This window comes from Ewingella americana ATCC 33852 (assembly GCF_000735345.1).
GTDB classification, from domain to species: Bacteria; Pseudomonadota; Gammaproteobacteria; order Enterobacterales; family Enterobacteriaceae; genus Ewingella; species Ewingella americana.
In genome coordinates this window covers 1-14,385 of record NZ_JMPJ01000021.1, presented here as the reverse complement: position 1 = coordinate 14,385, position 14,385 = coordinate 1, and the positions used below count along the sequence as shown (strand labels likewise).

The window sequence follows — 14,385 nt, the reverse complement described above, 5'->3', positions numbered from 1 at the left end:
GATTAAGGCCAGCGTTTGAAAATCAGCGAGGTGTTAATGCCCCCAAAGGCGAAGTTATTCGACTGAATAAACTCGGTCTGGATATATCGCGACTCACCCATGATGTGATCCAAATCGCCGCACTCGGGGTCGGGATGGGTCAGGTTGATGGTCGGCACAAAGCGGTCTTCGCGCATCATCTCCAGCGACATCCACGCCTCCAGCGCGCCGCAGGCCCCCAGCGTGTGGCCGAAGTAGCTTTTAAGCGAGGAGATCGGCGTCTTATTGCCGAAGATAGCCGCCGTAGCCAGACTCTCAGCAATATCGCCGCGCTCGGTGGCCGTGCCGTGGGCGCTGATATAGCCAATGTCCGACGCCGCCAGCCCGGCCTGCTGCAAGGCCTGTTGCATACAAATCTGCATGGTTTCTTTTTGCGGCTGCGTGATGTGCGACGCGTCGCAGTTAGTGGCAAAGCCGATGATTTCGGCATAGATAGTCGCGCCACGGGCCAGCGCGTGATCCAGCGATTCCAGAATTAGCGTGCCCGCCCCTTCGCCAATCACCAGCCCGTCGCGCGCTTTGTCGAACGGGCGCGGGGAGAGCTGCGGCGCGTCATTTTGCTGGCTGGTCGCAAACAGCGTGTCGAACACCGCCGCCTCCGACGGGCAAAGCTCCTCCGCGCCGCCCGCCACCATCACTTTCTGGTAGCCGTGCTTGATAGCTTCAAAGGCATAGCCAATGGCCTGACTGCCCGAAGTACAGGCGCTGGACGTCGGGATAACCCGCCCGCGCAGGCCGAAGAACAGCCCGGTATTCACCGCCGTGGTGTGCGGCATCATCTGCACATAGGTGGTGCCGGTGATGTTATTGGTGTGTTTTTCGGTCAGCATAGTGGCGAACTCGCTCACCGGCTTGGTGCTGCCCGTTGAGGAGCCATAGGCAATCCCGGTGTCACCATTGGTCAGCACCGGGTTATCCAGCAGCCCGGCCTGCTCCAGCGCCAGTTCAGTGGCGCGAGTAGAAAGCAGCGACACGCGCCCCATCGAGCGAATGCGTTTACGGGTGTAGTGCGCGGGCAGAACAAAGTCATCGATTGGCGCGCCAAGATGAGTATTCAGCCCCTGATACTCCAGCCATTCATCCATATGGCGCACGGCGTTTTGCCCTTGCTGCAAACGGGCGGAAACCGCGCTCCAGTCATTACCAAAGGCGGTCACGCCCTGCATGCCGGTTACCACGACGCGATGACTCATGCCATGCCTCCATTAATGGAAATCACTTGGCGGGTCACGTAGGCCGCGATGTCCGACATCAAATAGCTGGCAAGCCCGGCGACTTCCTCGGCGCGGCCCATGCGTTTGAGTGGGATCATGCTCATTGCCACGTCCAGCGCGGCGGGTTCCATGTCGACAATACCGGTGTCGATCAGGCCCGGCGCAATGCAGTTGACGGTGATTTTGCGTTTGGCCAGCTCGAGGGAGAGCGCCTTGCACGCGCCGATAATACCCGCCTTGGCGGCGCTGTAGTTCACCTGCCCACGGTTGCCAATCACCCCAGAAACCGAGGAGAGCGCAATAATCCGCCCACCCTGTCGCAGGCCAATCATTGGCATCACGCACGGATGCAGCACATTGTAGAAGCTGTCGAGATTGGTATGGATCACGCCGTCCCAATCTTCGTCGGTCAGGGCGGGGAAAGCGCCGTCACGGGTGATCCCCGCGTTGTTGACCACGCCGTAGTAAGCGCCGTGGGCGGCGATATCGGCTTCAATCACTTCCCGACACTGCTGTCGGTTGCCGACGTCAAAGCTGACAATTCGCCCTGCGCCGCCCGCCGCCAGCACCTCTTGCAGCGTCTCCTCTGCCCCGACGCGATCGCGATGGTAGTGGATCACCACCAGAAAACCGTCGCGCGCCAACTGGCCAGCAATCGCTTTGCCAATCCCCTTGCTCGACCCAGTAATCAATACTGAACGACTCATTGCTGCATCCCCTGACTTAATTTTATTATTTCATCCGCATCGGGCTGATAGGTGTTCAGCCTCGCGTGGGCGATCTCTTGGTGTTGTCCATCTTCACTGTCGGCCAGCGTAATGGCGCATTCAAAATTGGCGAGCTTTTCATCTCGCAACATCATTTCTACTCGAATATCTAACAGACTGTCGGCAGCGAACTCCGCTACCGCGCACTTCAACCCGCGCCCGCCAAGCAACATGCCAAGCTGCGGCTCGCCGCCCTGCTGCTTGCCGTGCCAGCCGCTCCACACGCCCACCGTCTGTGCCATCAGCTCAATGGCAAACCACGCGGGCAAAGCCCCGTTTGGGGTCAAAAAGGGTGCGAGAACGCCAGTTTTCGTCACCTTAACGCGACAATGCGCGCTCTTCTCCCCGACGTCGATCACTTCTTCAATCAGCACCATTGGCGCGGCGTGGGGCAGATAATCTTTGGCGGGCAAGTAGTGGCGGCTCATGGCGCTCTCCCAATCAGAATGCAGGCATTGTTGCCACCAAAGGCAAACGAGTTGGACAGAATAACCGGGCGCGCCGGGCGCTGTGGCTCGGTCACTAAGGCAATTTCCGGCAGAGAAGCATCACGCGCCGCCACCGAGAAATCCTGCATCGGCAAAGGTAAATCTTGATGGAGGATCAGCCAGCTCAGCGCGGCCTCGGTCGCCCCGGCGGCCCCCAATGTGTGCCCGGTCAGATGCTTGCTGGAGCTGCAAGGCACGCGGTCGCCAAACAGGCGATGGGTCACGGCGGCTTCGGCCTGATCGTTGAGCGGCGTCGCCGTGCCGTGCAAATTGATGTACCCCACGTCGTCCGGCGTCATTCCGGCCTGCTGCAACGCCATGCGCATCGCCCGCTCGGCGCCCTCACCCTCGGGGTGTGGCGCGGACATGTGCCATGCGTCGGAAGACTCCCCGAAGCCCAGCAAAGCAATATCCGCCGGTTCGCGGGTCAGCAGGATAAGCGCCGCCGCCTCGCCAATATTGATACCGTCACGCCCTTCGGCAAAGGGCGTACAGCGGCCGTGGGACAAGGACTCAAGGCTGTTAAAGCCGTTAATCGGCATGCGGCACAGGCTGTCTGCGCCGCCCACCAGCGCGACATCGGCCAGACCTGCGGCAATCAGCCGCTGGCCGCTGATTATCGCCCGCGCGCTGGAGGAGCAGGCCGTCGACAGCGTGTAAGCCGGGCCTTCCGCCTGCAAATACTTCGCCAAAAACTGCGCCGGGTCGCCCAACTCCTGCTGCTGGTAGTGATAATCCGCAGGCAGTTCGCCTGTCTGTTGATGGTGGCTGACCGCCATTTCTCCTTCGGCAATGCCCGAGGTGCTGGTGCCCATGATCACCGCAATGCGCTGATGACCGTACTTGGCAATCGCCTGACGAACCGGCTGCTCAATCTGCGCCAGCGCGGCCAGCAGCAGCTGATTGTTGCGGCTGCGGTGTGCAACCCATTGATCCGGCACTGGCGGCAAGTCGGCGGTGACCTGCCCCAGCCAAATCTGCCGTTTGCTGGCCAGCTGCTGGCTGTCCGGCAGCATGCCCGGCGCGCGGCCGTGGGCGAGGTTATCGGCAATCTCCGGCAATGTGTTACCCAGCGCATTGACCATTCCGACGGCAGAAAAGTAAATCATGTTAGTTATCCACATTCTGAATGGTTATCTGGTAATGGAAAGCGCGCTGGGTGATGGACACCGGCTGGCGCTCTGCGCCGCGCTGCAAATAGTCGATCCGGGTTACCTCTCTGCCCTGATTGTCGGCCAAAACCCGCCGCGCGCCCTGATCCTTCAGCGTCCACCCCGCCGGTAGCAGCGGCTGCCAGCGGCTCACCGGCCAGTAGCAGAACATGATATCGGCCAGAACCTGATTGGCTGGAGGGAGTTGGGCGATTTTAATTGCCTGTTCGGTGTGGATCCCCTGCGTGTCATAAGTGGCCTTAAATAGGCGGATGCCCAAAGGAGAAAGCCCGGCAATTTGCAGCGACTTGCCGTCGGCACTCACCAGCACCAGCAAAGATTGCTGCTTGCCGTCGACCGTGGCGGTCAATAACTGCTGTTGATTGAAGGGCTTGGCAAACTCGGGCGTCGGCAACGCCACCCGCACGCCGGGCTTCAGCCACGCCTGTGCGGTTTCATCCGGTTTGGGCTGCGAGGCGCAGGCACTGAGCATCAGCACCATCAAAGCCATTAGCACTCGGCTCATTTTTTTCTTCCTCTTTTTTTGACCGGCAGGGTGAGCGGCGACAGCAGGAACGCAGTCAAAATGCCGCAACTCAGTACAATGCCGAAGCTGCTGATGGCCTGTGTTGAGCTGAACACCAGCATGCCGAACGTCAGCAGCGTGGTGACCACCGCCATAAAGATGGCGAACATTGAGGTGGTCGGCGTGCCGCGCGGGTTGGTAAAGAACAGCGTGTAGTTGATGCCAATGCCGAGCACCAGCACCAAGGCCAGCAGTGAGAACAGGTTTAGGTTATGGCCGCTGTAGCCCAGCGCCGCGAGGCCCATCGCCAGCGACAGCAGGGTCGGCACCAGACAGACCAGCCCGTGCGGCAGGCGATAGCGCCACAAGTAGATGGCCGCAATCAGCAGCACCGCCAGCCCCAACAGGTAGGAGAGATAAACGCGATATTCGGAGAACAGCTGGCTGAACTCGGTTTTGCGATCTACCCAGCCGGTACCAGCAAACTCTTTCGCCAGCTGAGCCATGGCCGAGCCGTTATGCACGCCGCTGACCGGCACCAGCGTGGCGCTGCGCCCGTCGGGCAGTGACAGCCACAACAGCCGCCAGCCTTGGCTGACCACGCTATCCAGCCAAGCCTGCGGAGTCACAAACTGATCGCTGAGATCCGCCGCCGGTAAGGCGATCCCCGCCTGCTGCAGCTGGGCAATGACCTGCGGAGCCTGACGGCGCAGGAGATCGACATCTAGCTGTTGCTGATGCAGTGAAGGCAGGCCAATGGCGCGATAGCCCTCGATCCAGCCCTGCGCCTTGGCTTTTGCCAACGCCGGGCGCAGCTTCTCCAGCCGCTGCAAAGCCTGCTCGGCGTTTTCGCCATAAACCACCAGCCATTTCTGGTCATTAGTCTGCCCGGTCAGCGCCGCCATTTGCTGCTCCTGCTGTTGCAGGTCAGCGGGCAGAGCTTGCAGGTCGGCAATGTCATCATTGATATGCAGACGCGCCAACCCGCCCAGCGCCAGCGCGGCGCACAGCAGCGGCAGCCCAATGCGCATGGCTTTACGGCTGCGCCACGCGTGCAGCCAGCGCAGGATCAACACCAGCCCCGGCGTGGTGCCGACCGGCAGATTGCGCGACAAATAAGGGTACCAGCACATAACGGTAATGCAGGCGGCGCTCAGGCCAGCGGCGGCAAACACCGCTAACTGCTGCAAACCGGGGAATGGCGCGATCAGCAGCATCAGATAGGCTGCCACCGTGGTGAGCAAGGCGACAGAGAGCGCCGGAAAGAGCTTTTTCAGGCTCTCCAGCGGCGAGTTTTCAGCGCCGTGGACTCGCCGCTCAGTGAGGAAGTAGAGCGTGTAGTCGGCTGAGATGCCGACAATGCTGGCGCTCAGCACCAGCGTCATAATATGGATTTCGCCGAATACCCACAGGGTGATAACAGTGCCGCTCAGCGCGCCAATGGTGATCGACAGCAGGCTGAGCAGCATGGGCAGGATCGAACGGAACATCAGCAAGATCAGCGCGAAGACGCCAATCACCGAGGCCAGCCCAATGGTGGAAATATCCCGCTCGGCCTGATGGCTGGCGTAATCGCTATAGAAAACCGTGCCGCGCTCCAGCACTTTGGCACCCGGCCACTGCTGCTCGAATGCCTGCTTTTGCGCCTCCAGCGCGGCGACCACCTGCCTGCCGCTGGTAATGTCGTAGGAAGAAGCTTTCAGCTCGCCGTGCAACAGATACCAGCGGCGGCCCTGCTTGTCGGTCGCCACCAGCCAGCCGTCGTCGAGGCTCATGCCCGCGCTGTTCTGCTGCTGCGCCATTTGCGAAGCGCGCACCAACAGCAGCGGGTCGTGATTCAGCTCTTTGCCACTGACTCCGGCAAAAGCGGAATAGACCTGCCCCAAAATCCACTGGCTCTGGGCCTGCGCGCCTGAGGTCAGCCGCTGGCGCGTGGCGTCGTCCAGCATGGCGTTGCGATGGGCGTAGAAAAACGCGCCCCAGGCTTGCTGCTGCTCGGCACTCATCGGCCCCTGCACCTCACCCAGCGCGGGCAGTTGGCGCAGGCGCGCCAGCCAGTCATCCAACGGCGCGGTTCCAGCCGTTTGCGGCGGGCTAACCAGCCACACCAGCTGCCTGTCCAGCCGCTGGCTAAAGCCGCGCGACAGTTCATCCGGCACGCCCGCCAGCTGCTGCTTGGGCAACAGTGCCAGCACGCTGCTGTTAATCTGGCTGCGCGGCAGGATAACCACCAGCGCGGCCACCAGCAGCAGGCAAATGAGCAGCCAGCCCTGCGCCAGCCTGCGGTGAAGATTAGGCGCCAAAGTGAGCCTGCTCCGCCGGGGTCAGCGTCGCCGGTTGCGTTTGCTGATTGAAGAAGTGGATGCGGGTAACATCGCCCTGCATGTCATTGATTTCTATATTATCCAGAAAGGCGCTGCCCTCGAGATGAAGGTTGCGGAACAGCCGATTGAGCGGCGTGGTGGTCGGCGTCAGGGTCAACTGCCAAGCCCCCTGCCCTTTATCGCTAAAATCGAGCTTAAAGTTCTGCTGCAAAGCCTGCCGATCGGCGTGGAACAGCGCGGTCAGCAGCGAGTTAAACTGGAACATCTGCGGGTTGTTGTCCGCCGTCACCACCTGCGGCGGCTGGCCCTGCATGGTCTGGACCATGCGGTTTTCGGTTAGCAGTAGCGTCAGGCTGAATGGCTTCTCCTGCTGCCACCACAGGCCATTTTTCTGTGCAATCAGTAAGTTGCCGCTGGATTTCAACGGCTGACTCATGCCGCTGATGCTGCGCTGCTGCTCGAACTGGGCGCGCAGCACCGGCTGCTGGCTAAAACGCTGCTGCAACTCTTCCAAGGTCACGGCGTGGCAAGCCAGACTGAACAAACTCAGGCAAAAAAGCAGTAAGGTTTTCACAGCGCGATCCCCGTTTTATCGAACAGAACCTGTGGCGAGACAAAGCACATCTCTTTGCTTTCGGCATCCACCGCCACCTGAATGGTGTAGCCGGTGGTGGTGCGTTTGCCGGTGGCGCAGTCGAAAATCTGGTAGCCAATGCGCAGGCGGTTTTCAATCTCTTCCAACTGCGCGTGGACCTCAATCTGCTGCTCAAACAGCAGCGGCGCGATGTACTTCACGCGGGTGTCGACAATCGGCCACACATAGCCCGAGGCCTGCATCTGCCGATAGCCGTAATCAAACTGTTTGAGCAGCTGCTCACGGGCGATTTCGAGATAGCGGAAGTAGTTACCGTGCCACACCACGCCCATCGCATCAGCATCATGGAAAGGAATGGTTATCTCTACGCGGGTGCTAAAACGCGGGGCGTCAAAGCGCGGATCGAGTTTCGAAGGCATATCAGTCTGGGTCCCGTTGTGCTGCATCCACCAATGGCGGCTGCCAAAAATCAAAAAAGTTAAACCAGTCGTGCGGCGCCAGCAGACAGTAGTGCTCCAGCCGCTGCGCGTAGTGATCGACCGCCGCCTGAAGGCTCTGCTGGCGCTGGCTGCGCGGCAGCAGCAGAGGGTCGGCAAAGGCTTCAAAATAGATGTGAAGCTGCTGGTTCTGTTTAAGGCCGAACATCAGAAATACCGGCACTTTCAGGGCAGAAGCCAGAATAAACGGCCCCTGCGGGAAGGTAGCGAGCTCGCCAAGAAAACGGCTGCGCACCACCCGAGGGGCTTCGCCGCGAGCATGCTGCCCGGCGGAAGTTCGGTCTCCGACGATAGCCACCCACTCCCCCGCTTCCAGCTTGCTTTTCAGCATCACGGCGGTATCAGGGCCTAAGGTCGAGACTTGAATCAGGTTGATATTGGCCTGCGGATTGACCTCTTTCATGATCTGATTGAAGCGCTCGGCATGCTGGGTAAACACCAGCGCGTTGACCTTCACATTGTGATTCAACTCGCCCAGCGCGCGGCAGGATTCAATATCGCCAAGATGGGAAGCAAGGATCAGCGTCCCGCGCCCGGAGGCTATCTGCGCTTCGCACAGTTCACGGTTAACCATGACGGCGTTGCGGCCGAGCACGGTATCGCCGCGCCAGCTGGCAAGCTTGTTGAGCATGGCGTCGCCGAAACGCAGAAAATGGCGGAAACTGCTCAGTTGATAAGGCAAGTGGTGCTGATGCTGCTCGGCATAGTCTGCCACCCGACGTAAATAGTGTTGCGAAGCCTGACGCTGAGTGCGCCCGGTCAACCAGAAGTAGCCAATGACCGGATAGAGCAGCAGCTCAAAGGCTCGGCGACCCAGCAGTTGATAAACTTTGAGCATCAATCGGATGCCCCACAGCCCTTGGCGCTCGGGAGTTTGCGACCAGTGTGAGTTAGCAGTCACTTTCCGGCGCATTCGCAGCAGCCGGGGGATGCGCGGCAGCATGCCGAAGAACAGCCGGGTGTGCATCCACGAAATGCGCAGATTGTCTTTCAGGGCGTCGAAGTGCGAAAGGCCGTCCTGCGGGTAAGTCACGCGGGTCGGAAAGAAACGGCTGCGCGTCCCCTGCCAATAGAGACGAACCATGATTTCGGTGTCGAAATCCATTCGCTCCCCCAGTCGATGGCACTGCATTAGCTCGAGACAAGGGGCCAGCGGGTAAACGCGAAAGCCGCACATGCTGTCTCTCAGCGACAGCGACAGGGTTTCAATCCATACCCAGACGTGGGTGACATAGCGCCCATACAGCCGGGCTTTCGGCACTGATTCATCATAGATTGGCTGACCGGAGATCAGCGTATCCGGGTACTTCTGCGCCTCGACGAGCATTGCTGGGACATCGTCTAACTGGTGCTGCCCGTCGGCATCAACCTGCACCGCGTGAGTGTAATTCATGGCCGCAGCCTGTTTTAACGCCGCGACTACCGCCGCCCCCTTGCCCTGATTTTCGGCCAAGCGGGTTAGCGAAATCTGCGGCAATTCGGCAGCTAAACGCTGTAACTCCAGCGCCGTGGCGGGCTCGCTGCCGTCATCAATTACAATGCACGGCAGGCCGAATTTCTCCAGACGCGCCAGCACGCCAGCCATCATCGGGCCGTGGTTGTAGCAGGGAATAATGATGCAGGGCCTGAACCCGGCCGCGGTTAAGGACATAAAATCACTTTCCCGCTGCTCGCCACCTGCTGGGCAGCCTGATAGCTGAACACCAGACGCTGCTTCTCTTTCAACCATTCAATGCGCAACTCGACCTGTTCGTTAGGAAATAGCGGTTTCTGGAATTTAAGTACGTCCATGCCGCCAAACGTTCCCATCTGCGGGGAATCACGGCTGGCAAAGGCCATCACCCAGTTTAGCTGCGCCACGCCGGGCAGAATTAACAGCTCGGGGAAATGGCCCTCGAACCAAAACAGCTCCGGCTGAAGGCGCAGAGTCAAGGTCAGGACATGAGCGTCGCGTTGCGAGTGAAGCACCTCTGGCATCATCATAAGAACATTTCCTGTATTTCCGCATAGGCCCGTTTCCCCTGCGCGTTGACGGGGATCTCGGGCGCGATTCGCCAAAGACGCGGAATGGCGACGGGAGAGAGCCAAAGGCGCAGCTGTTGATGCAGCGCGGCCTGAAAAGCGGCCTGCCCCAAGTGGCCTAGCTGCTGCTGCCCGGCTGAACTCAGCACAATCAGCGCCGCGACGTGATCCCGGCCGCGCTTATGCAACAGCAGCACGCTGGCATCGGACAGCCACTCTATCCCACGCAAACGCAGTTCGACCTCAGTCAGTGAAATGCGCTGCTCGGCAATCTTAACCACCCGATCCTGACGATCGCCAAGGTGAAACTGGCGCGGATCCTCCAGCAGCCTAATAGTATCGCTCAGCAATACCCCGTCAGGCTGCGGGATCAATTCCGATAATGCCCGCTGGCCGACATCATCTTGGCCCAGCAAGGTGATCCCGCCGAAAAGTTCCCACGGCGAATTCTGCGCCAGTTGCTGGCGATGGGCCAGAATGCCGGTTTCCGTGGTGCCGTAAATCTCGGTCGGCAAGACGCCGCATTGGCTCTGAGCTCTCTGGGCAGCTTCATAGCTCAGTGGACCACCGGCTGAAAATACCAGCTCGCAGCAGGCGGCAGGCAGCGCCGGGTCTAGCCTTTGCAGAAACGCAGGACTGGCAATCAGCAGCAAAGGGCCGCCACCGGCTAATTCAATCAGCTGCTCATGGTACTCAATTCGGCTGGCGTAAATCGGCAAACCGAGCGACAGAGGCAGCACAAGGCTGAATGTCAGCCCGTACATATGGTGATGCGCTACCGTGGCGGCCAGTCGAGCATTCGTAGGCAACGCTTGCCAGCACTCGGCCAGCCATTGGCTTTCACGCTCGAGGCTGGCGACGGGCTTCACCACTTTTTGCGGCGCGCCCGTGGAGCCGGAGGTGAACAGCACCAGCGACAAATCATCCTGCCAAGGCGGCAGAGTGAGCTGTTCAGGCGCAAGCGGCGGTTGAGACTCAAAAGGAAAGTGCAGCGTCGGGCAATTCAGCTCGAGCGGCTGGTCAGTGAGCAGCGCGTCGAAATCTGGCTGCATTTCGCGCAACACAGCTTGACGGCAATGTCCGGGTAATATCGGCGTTCGCCCGCAGTAGAGCACCGCCAGCAAACTGGCAACAAAGGCGTAAGGGCTATCAAAGCACAGCGCCCATCTTGGCGCAGTCGTGGTGCTGATTTTATTGACGAGATGAAGTACATCAAGGCGTAAATCCTTTACTCGCCACTGCCGGTCTTTAGAGAAGGCGACCAACTGCTCGCCCGAACGCTCAGCAGCAAGCCAGCCCGACATAGGCAAAGTTAGACGCGCCGTACCCTTTTTCTGACTATCCATTCAACACTCATCAATAAGCCAATCAGCAGATAACTTAATCCGCCGTTGTAAAACGTCCACAATGCCAAATCCCCGCGCAAGCAGGTATAAAGCGCAATTGCACCGTTAAAAATAAAAAACGCACACCACGCCTTGGTGACTTTTCGCGTGTAAGCGATGCCCGCTGGCGATAATTCCGGCTCACTCAACCGCGCAAGCCGTTCGATAATTGTTGGCGTATAAAACAGAGAGGAGAAAAACAATATAAACAGTAATGCATTCACCGCGACCGGATAGTAGAGCAGCATTTGGCTCTTATTCAGTATCCAGCTGGCGAGGGCCAGCAGAATGCCCACCGCCGCAATCGCTTTTCCCAAAAATGCGAGCTGGCTTAATTTCCCGCGAAAGGTGATCAATCGCAGAATAAAAACCAGCGTCAAAATAGGCGCCAGAACAGCAATACCGGCGTGCTTTATCCCCAGCCACACGGCAAAGGGGTAAGCCAAAATCACCAGCGGCATTAGCCACTGGCTGACCCGAATCAGTCGCGACACTCTCTTACTGAGGTTCTGATTCGAGCAGTTGACCTATGGCGTCAACCACATCCTGCACGGTGCGCACCGACTTAAACATCTCAGGTTTGATTTTGCGTCCGGTGGTTTTCTGCAAATGTACGATGAGATCGACCGCGTCGATGCTGTCCAATTCCAGATCTTCATACAGTCTTGATTCTGGCTTGATATCTTCTTCATCAAGCTCGAACAGTTTCACCAGCAGTACTCTAATCTCTTGATAAATATCTTGCTTCTGCATACGTCTCTCTCAACCACGCTGTTCAGATATAAATTTAGCGAGGGTCTCTACCGAATAAAAATGCGCACGCATTTCCTGACTTTCGGCAGACAGAACCAATCCATATTTGTTCTTTAAAGCTAACCCAAGTTCTAAAGCATCAATGGAGTCCAGTCCTAAACCATCGCCAAACAACGGCGCAGTGGTGTCTATCTCCCCTGGCGTCATTCCATCGAGATTCAGCGTCTCGATGATGAGGAGTTTGATTTCATTACTTAAAGGAGCCATGACTTATTTCTCGTTATTTTAATTGCTACCGCGTCAACTCTGACCGCAGGTGGTGTGTCAAACGTCTCGCTGCCAGAGCAGGAGAAAGGTCGTGCTCATCAATGAACTTATCGGCACTGAACTTGTTTTCTACAGAAATAATGAACTGCGGTTTAGTCGGCGGAATGTTATACCATTTGCCCTGCTTGGTCAGCATTGGCGGGGTGCAGGAGATACGCACCACCCTGATATCACAGTGCGCCCGCAGCGCGATATTGGCCGCACCGCGTTGCAAGGTCATCGGCTGCCCGACCACTGAACGCGTCCCCTCGGGGAACACCAACAGCGTACCGCCCATCTTCAGCCGCGCTTCACAAGCCAGCATCAACTCTTCCGAACCGGCATTAACCAAGTACCCAGCGGCACGGATCACACCGCGAACAAAAGGGTTACTCAGCAAGGCCTGCTTCACGATGCAATCACAGCGCGGCATACGTGAGGCTAGGAACACGTAATCCAACAGGCTGGGATGATTGGCAACCACTAAGCATCCGGCGTCCTGTTCGAACTTCTCAATGCCGACAAACCGATAATCTAAAACGCCCACGCTACGCAGCGCGCCCAAAAAGAAACGGAAGCTGTAGCGAATACTCTGCAACGTCAGCCGATGCAGTTTTTCGGGCTGGCGAATAAATAGCCGTAATAGACTAAACCAGATTAGGGAAAGGACTAATCCGCCGATTCCGAAAATAGCAAAAAAGAAGCCGGTGGCGATCCAGCGCCAAAAACGGTTCAACCAGTGGGATTTCTGCTCATGCACGCTCACGGGCGGCGTCTCCAGTTCCACTGATGCGCTCCCGCGCTGACGGAGAAATCGTTCTGCTCTCTAAGCCAATGGCGTAAGAACTGCAAGCTTTGCGGCAGCGCTTCATGCGAAGGCTCACCAAGTTGTTGCTGACAGCTGAGAGAATCCCCTTTCGCCAGCAATAGCGCCACGGCGCAGGGATAGAAAGGTGCTGCGCTTGGCGGTGAGTAAAGTGCGGGAACCAGACCGTCGAAATCGATAAGCAGGACGCGCTGCATTCCGGTCAAAAGCATGGCCTGCGCTTCTAACATCCCCTGCTGGAAACTGTCCGTCCCGGCAGCCAAAGAGGTGATTGGCAGTGCGTTCTTGCTAATGATGGTCAGCCAGCCTGCTGCCGTATTGTGTACCGAGGTGGAGAAATCGGTTGGCGATACCTCTCCCTCTTGTGACAAGGTTTGCAGGATTTTGAAGGTCTTCTCCAGCTCACCGTGCTGGCTGGTAAAAATGGCAGCATCCACCTGATGAGTTTCAAGCAGCGTTAACCCCGCCTCGACGGCAGCCCGGCTCGGTGGACTCATCCGCCGTTCCGACATCATCGGGATCAGCGGACTTTTCTCTAACGCTTGCGCAAAACCTGGTGCAGATTCGTGCGAAGCCCATTGATTCCACTGCTGTTTAGAGCGTAGACCGGGCGCAACGGCCTGCCAGTCCAGGATATCTAATGAGTATTTCATACACTTCTGCATCTCAACGTTTTGGGAGGCCGAAACTTTATTATATAACCCGACAACTTTCATCTGCAATTTAGCACAATAGGTCAAAACACCTGAAATGCCGGAATAAACTGAAAAATTTGACACTCTGTTTAAGAATGTTAATTCTATCGAAACGATAATCTTAATGAGACGTTTTAATTATTCTCATTAACTATTTCGCATCGGTTAATATCGGTCAACACAGCAAAAATCTTAACTCTATAGAGTTTCTAATATCGTCATGAGAATAAATTATGAAATATTCTAATACAATTTTAGCGTCGGTCGTCGTCGCATGCTTACTTAGCGGCTGCTCAAGCCCTACTCCGATCCATAACGTCAGGGAAACCATCGTCCTGCAACACACCTCCGAGCAAGTGCGCAAAGCGATTCTTATTGCCGGTGCGCAGCGCGGTTGGTCAATGACAGCGCCTCAGGATGGCGTGATTGATGCGAAGTTGGTGAAGCGTGATTTCAGCGCCCATATTCAAATTAACTATTCATCAACCCAATATAGTATTCAGTATATTGATAGCACCAACCTGAATGCTAAAAACGGCATGATCCACAATAATTATAATCGCTGGATTGCCAACCTTGATAAAGACATCAAGATTCAGTTAAGCGTTCAATAAATAGCATCAACTCTGAAGTGTTAATAAGTAGATACTCTGGTTGGGTATCTACTTTATTTTATAGAAGTGCCACCAAGCGATATTTAACGCGGTTTTTAGCGAAAGATATTAATTAAACGCCGGGAATTTGCAGAATTATAAATGCAAAAAACCCTGAATCTTTCGATTCAGGGTTATGCAATT

General features: G+C 57.2%; 17 protein-coding genes. 1 reads left to right on the top strand and 16 read right to left on the bottom strand.

The annotated features are described in order from the left end of the window. Window positions 1-2: 2 nt before the first annotated feature. From GEAM_RS02425 to GEAM_RS02350, 16 genes are read right to left on the bottom strand one after another with little or no spacing between them, the layout of a single operon-like run. Window positions 3-1,232 (bottom strand): beta-ketoacyl-ACP synthase, encoded by a 1,230-nt coding sequence (locus GEAM_RS02425; protein WP_034787801.1) that lies wholly within the window; start codon window positions 1,230-1,232, stop codon window positions 3-5. Beyond that, window positions 1,229-1,960 carry a 3-ketoacyl-ACP reductase FabG2 gene (locus GEAM_RS02420; protein ID WP_034787799.1) on the bottom strand — a complete coding sequence of 244 codons (732 nt, stop codon included), beginning with the start codon at window positions 1,958-1,960 and terminating at the stop codon, window positions 1,229-1,231. Before GEAM_RS02420 ends, GEAM_RS02425 begins: the two co-directional genes overlap by 4 nt. Continuing rightward, entirely contained in the window at window positions 1,957-2,448 is a 492-nt protein-coding gene (locus GEAM_RS02415; protein ID WP_034787796.1) for a hotdog family protein, read from the bottom strand. Before GEAM_RS02415 ends, GEAM_RS02420 begins: the two co-directional genes overlap by 4 nt. Further along, entirely contained in the window at window positions 2,445-3,617 is a 1,173-nt protein-coding gene (locus GEAM_RS02410; RefSeq protein WP_034787794.1) for a beta-ketoacyl-[acyl-carrier-protein] synthase family protein, read from the bottom strand. The genes GEAM_RS02415 and GEAM_RS02410 overlap by 4 nt, the downstream gene beginning before the upstream one ends. A gap of 1 nt (window position 3,618) precedes the next feature. Next, complete coding sequence (locus GEAM_RS02405) at window positions 3,619-4,185, bottom strand: DUF3261 domain-containing protein (RefSeq protein WP_034787792.1); 567 nt, start codon at window positions 4,183-4,185, stop codon at window positions 3,619-3,621. Then, window positions 4,182-6,488, bottom strand: a complete 2,307-nt coding sequence (locus GEAM_RS02400) for an MMPL family transporter (RefSeq protein WP_034787789.1) — start codon at window positions 6,486-6,488, stop codon at window positions 4,182-4,184. Before GEAM_RS02400 ends, GEAM_RS02405 begins: the two co-directional genes overlap by 4 nt. After that, a complete protein-coding gene (locus tag GEAM_RS02395) occupies window positions 6,478-7,083 on the bottom strand; it encodes an outer membrane lipoprotein carrier protein LolA (protein WP_034787786.1) in 606 nt (201 codons plus the stop codon). Before GEAM_RS02395 ends, GEAM_RS02400 begins: the two co-directional genes overlap by 11 nt. After that, a complete protein-coding gene (locus GEAM_RS02390; protein ID WP_034787783.1) occupies window positions 7,080-7,523 on the bottom strand; it encodes an acyl-CoA thioesterase in 444 nt (147 codons plus the stop codon). Before GEAM_RS02390 ends, GEAM_RS02395 begins: the two co-directional genes overlap by 4 nt. 1 nt (window position 7,524) lies before the next feature. Beyond that, on the bottom strand, window positions 7,525-9,252 hold the full coding sequence (locus tag GEAM_RS02385) for a glycosyltransferase family 2 protein (protein ID WP_034787779.1): 1,728 nt from the start codon (window positions 9,250-9,252) through the stop codon (window positions 7,525-7,527). After that, window positions 9,243-9,584 carry an ApeI family dehydratase gene (locus GEAM_RS02380; protein WP_034787775.1) on the bottom strand — a complete coding sequence of 114 codons (342 nt, stop codon included), beginning with the start codon at window positions 9,582-9,584 and terminating at the stop codon, window positions 9,243-9,245. The genes GEAM_RS02385 and GEAM_RS02380 overlap by 10 nt, the downstream gene beginning before the upstream one ends. After that, on the bottom strand, window positions 9,581-10,969 hold the full coding sequence (locus tag GEAM_RS02375; protein WP_034787773.1) for an AMP-binding protein: 1,389 nt from the start codon (window positions 10,967-10,969) through the stop codon (window positions 9,581-9,583). Before GEAM_RS02375 ends, GEAM_RS02380 begins: the two co-directional genes overlap by 4 nt. Then, the gene (locus tag GEAM_RS02370; protein ID WP_172468487.1) at window positions 10,936-11,469 is read right to left on the bottom strand and encodes a COG4648 family protein; all 534 of its coding nucleotides are present in this window, start codon (window positions 11,467-11,469) and stop codon (window positions 10,936-10,938) included. Before GEAM_RS02370 ends, GEAM_RS02375 begins: the two co-directional genes overlap by 34 nt. 37 nt (window positions 11,470-11,506) lie before the next feature. Then, the gene (locus GEAM_RS02365) at window positions 11,507-11,761 is read right to left on the bottom strand and encodes an acyl carrier protein (protein ID WP_034787768.1); all 255 of its coding nucleotides are present in this window, start codon (window positions 11,759-11,761) and stop codon (window positions 11,507-11,509) included. A gap of 9 nt (window positions 11,762-11,770) precedes the next feature. Beyond that, on the bottom strand, window positions 11,771-12,028 hold the full coding sequence (locus GEAM_RS02360; protein WP_034787766.1) for a phosphopantetheine-binding protein: 258 nt from the start codon (window positions 12,026-12,028) through the stop codon (window positions 11,771-11,773). 25 nt (window positions 12,029-12,053) lie between these two features. Continuing rightward, a complete protein-coding gene (locus GEAM_RS02355) occupies window positions 12,054-12,854 on the bottom strand; it encodes a lysophospholipid acyltransferase family protein (RefSeq protein WP_244956591.1) in 801 nt (266 codons plus the stop codon). Next, window positions 12,830-13,546 (bottom strand): beta-ketoacyl synthase chain length factor, encoded by a 717-nt coding sequence (locus tag GEAM_RS02350; protein ID WP_034787852.1) that lies wholly within the window; start codon window positions 13,544-13,546, stop codon window positions 12,830-12,832. The genes GEAM_RS02355 and GEAM_RS02350 overlap by 25 nt, the downstream gene beginning before the upstream one ends. A 275-nt stretch (window positions 13,547-13,821) precedes the next feature. Here GEAM_RS02350 and GEAM_RS02345 point away from each other — a divergent pair, with 275 nt between their 5' ends. Next, window positions 13,822-14,202, top strand: a complete 381-nt coding sequence (locus tag GEAM_RS02345; RefSeq protein ID WP_034787761.1) for a hypothetical protein — start codon at window positions 13,822-13,824, stop codon at window positions 14,200-14,202. The last annotated feature ends 183 nt before the right edge of the window (window positions 14,203-14,385 follow it).

What these genes read in the sequence shown, in the direction of transcription:
- GEAM_RS02425 (WP_034787801.1), bottom strand. Translation starts at nt 1,232, where the DNA reads ATGAGTCATCGCGTCGTGGTAACCGGCATGCAGGGCGTGACCGCCTTT.
- GEAM_RS02420 (WP_034787799.1), bottom strand. Translation starts at nt 1,960, where the DNA reads ATGAGTCGTTCAGTATTGATTACTGGGTCGAGCAAGGGGATTGGCAAA.
- GEAM_RS02415 (WP_034787796.1), bottom strand. Translation starts at nt 2,448, where the DNA reads ATGAGCCGCCACTACTTGCCCGCCAAAGATTATCTGCCCCACGCCGCG.
- GEAM_RS02410 (WP_034787794.1), bottom strand. Translation starts at nt 3,617, where the DNA reads ATGATTTACTTTTCTGCCGTCGGAATGGTCAATGCGCTGGGTAACACA.
- GEAM_RS02405 (WP_034787792.1), bottom strand. Translation starts at nt 4,185, where the DNA reads ATGAGCCGAGTGCTAATGGCTTTGATGGTGCTGATGCTCAGTGCCTGC.
- GEAM_RS02390 (WP_034787783.1), bottom strand. Translation starts at nt 7,523, where the DNA reads ATGCCTTCGAAACTCGATCCGCGCTTTGACGCCCCGCGTTTTAGCACC.
- GEAM_RS02385 (WP_034787779.1), bottom strand. Translation starts at nt 9,252, where the DNA reads ATGTCCTTAACCGCGGCCGGGTTCAGGCCCTGCATCATTATTCCCTGC.
- GEAM_RS02380 (WP_034787775.1), bottom strand. Translation starts at nt 9,584, where the DNA reads ATGATGATGCCAGAGGTGCTTCACTCGCAACGCGACGCTCATGTCCTG.
- GEAM_RS02375 (WP_034787773.1), bottom strand. Translation starts at nt 10,969, where the DNA reads ATGGATAGTCAGAAAAAGGGTACGGCGCGTCTAACTTTGCCTATGTCG.
- GEAM_RS02370 (WP_172468487.1), bottom strand. Translation starts at nt 11,469, where the DNA reads ATGCCGCTGGTGATTTTGGCTTACCCCTTTGCCGTGTGGCTGGGGATA.
- GEAM_RS02365 (WP_034787768.1), bottom strand. Translation starts at nt 11,761, where the DNA reads ATGCAGAAGCAAGATATTTATCAAGAGATTAGAGTACTGCTGGTGAAA.
- GEAM_RS02360 (WP_034787766.1), bottom strand. Translation starts at nt 12,028, where the DNA reads ATGGCTCCTTTAAGTAATGAAATCAAACTCCTCATCATCGAGACGCTG.
- GEAM_RS02350 (WP_034787852.1), bottom strand. Translation starts at nt 13,546, where the DNA reads ATGAAATACTCATTAGATATCCTGGACTGGCAGGCCGTTGCGCCCGGT.
- GEAM_RS02345 (WP_034787761.1), top strand. Translation starts at nt 13,822, where the DNA reads ATGAAATATTCTAATACAATTTTAGCGTCGGTCGTCGTCGCATGCTTA.